The 2,148-nt window shown below is 74.6% G+C and carries 2 protein-coding genes; one reads left to right on the top strand and one right to left on the bottom strand.

What is annotated here, in order from left to right:
- Window positions 1-561, bottom strand: a 561-nt coding sequence (locus tag VR44_RS26910) for an Lrp/AsnC family transcriptional regulator (RefSeq protein WP_245692262.1), incomplete at its 3' end; no start/stop codon positions are given.
- A 158-nt stretch (window positions 562-719) separates the two neighbouring features.
- Between VR44_RS26910 and VR44_RS26905 the strand changes: the two genes are divergently transcribed.
- Window positions 720-2,148: MFS transporter (locus tag VR44_RS26905; RefSeq protein WP_045950199.1), on the top strand; the 1,429-nt coding region annotated here is incomplete at its 3' end.

The following is a 2,148-nucleotide window of genomic DNA, read 5'->3' as shown; positions in this document are numbered from 1 at the left end:
AGCGTAGCGCGCCCCCTGGTACTCCGGTGCGGGCCCCGGCGGGCGCAGCGCCGCGACCTGGTCCGGCCGCAGTCCCTGCAGCCCCGCCCAGACCCCGGGGCCGCCTATGTACTTGCGCAGCACGGTGTGCGCGCTGATGGCCGTCACCCGCCGGGTGCGGGGCAGCTTCTCCAGGAGCAGGGCGTCGCGGTCCTCGCGGGTCCGGGCCCGGGTCATGCAGTGGATCTCCGTACCGCCCGAGTTCAGCGACACCCACGCGATGTCCGGCCGGCGGGCCAGCGCCTCGGCCACCGCGACCGCCGCGTCCGGTGCGCACTGCACGCGCAGCCAGGACTCGAACAGCCCGACCCGGCTGCCGACGGGCAGTCCGACGACCCGGAGCAGACCGTTGCCGCGCAGCCGGTGGTAACGGCGCACCACGGTCTGGTCCGAGACCTCCAGCACCTCGGCGAGCCTGCTGAAAGGGGCCCGGCCGTCGATGGACAGGGCGTGGGCGAGGGTCCGGTCGAAGGGGTCCAGCTCGGTGGGGCGGCTTCCGGCCCGCTGCTGCATGGGATGCATGGTTTCCATCATCTCAGGCCCTTCGACAGGAGGAATCCTGCATGACCATGCTTCCGGGTGGGTGATTCAGGAGTCCGCTGCCACGGTTGGGGCGACCCCAGAGACGACCCCGCCGGGCATCGACGACCCCGGCTCGGAAGAAGCAGAGGAGAATCCCCGTGCGCAAATGGCTGCCCCTGACGGCGGTGTGCATCGGGGCGTTCATGCTCCTGGTCGACGTCACGATCGTGACCGTCGCCCTCCCGGACATGGCCGCCGACATGCACACCGGTTTTTCCGGGCTCCAGTGGGTGATGGACATCTACGCCCTCGCCCTGGCCGCCCTGCTGCTCGGTTCGGGCTCGCTCGCCGACCGGATCGGCCGCCGCCGGGTCTACCTCGGTGGGCTCGTGCTCTTCGCCGGCGCCTCCCTCGTCTGCGGCCTGGCCGACGGCCCGGGCGCGCTGATCGCCTTCCGCGCCGTCCAGGGCGTCGGGGGCGCGGCGATGGCCGCCACCTCCATGGCCCTGCTCAGCGCCTCCTACCAGGGGCGCGACCGCGGGGTGGCCTTCGGCGTCTGGGGCGCGGTCAACGGCGCCGCGGCGGCGGCCGGGCCGATCGTCGGCGGGCTGCTCACGGAGCACTTCGGCTGGCGCTGGATCTTCTTCATCAACCTGCCGCTGTGCGCCCTGGCCGTGTTCGTGACCCTCAGGGCGGTGGCGGAGTCCCGCGACCCGCGGGCCCGGGGGCTGGACCTGCCCGGCATGGCCGCCTTCACGGTGGGGGCCGGTGCCCTGACGTACGCGCTGATCCGGGCCGGTGAGGACGGCTGGACCTCGCCCGCCACCCTGGGGCTGTTCGCCCTGGCCGCCGTCGCCTTCGCCGCCTTCGTCCTCGTCGAGCTGCGCGGCTCCCACCCGATGCTGGACCTCTCGCTCTTCCGCAGCCCGGCCTTCGCGGCGGTCATGACCGCCGGACTGCTGACCTCCGGGGCGGCGTTCTCGTACCTGATGTACGTCTCGTTGTGGCTGCAGTCCGCCGAGGGGATGACCCCGGTGGGCGCGGGTCTGGCGCTGGTGCCGATGAGCCTGGCGGCCTTCGTCGTCGCGGCGGTGGCCGGGCGGCTGCTGCACGGGGTCTCCGCGCGGCTGACCATCGGCGGCGGGCTGCTGCTGATCGGCGGGGGAGCGCTGCTCCAGGCCTGGATGCTGGACGCCGGCGACAGCTGGCCCGCGCTGGTGCCGGGGCTGGCGCTGACCGGGGTCGGCGTGGGCGTGTCCATGCCGGCGCTGGCGGCCACCGCCATGGGGGCGGTGCCGCCGGCCCGGGCGGGGATGGCCGGCGGTGTCCTGAACACCTCGCGGCAGCTGGGCACGGCCCTGGGCATCGCGGTGCTGGGCGGCGTGTTCCACGCCGGTCTGGCGGACGGCCTCTCCGGCCGGCCGGCCGGCACCGCCGACGCCCTTGCCTCCGGCGGGGCGGGACGGCTGCTGGGGTCCGTGCCCGGGGCGCGGGAGTGGATCGACGCGGCGTTCGCGAGCGGCCTGCGGGAGACGTTCGTGGTCTCGGGGGCGCTGGGCCTGGCCGGCGGCCTGATCGTCCTCCTCC

This window comes from Streptomyces katrae (genome assembly GCF_000966975.1).
Classification (GTDB): Bacteria; Actinomycetota; Actinomycetes; order Streptomycetales; family Streptomycetaceae; genus Streptomyces; species Streptomyces katrae.
Note: the sequence above shows the minus strand (reverse complement) of the source record. Positions and strands in the feature narration are given on the sequence as shown.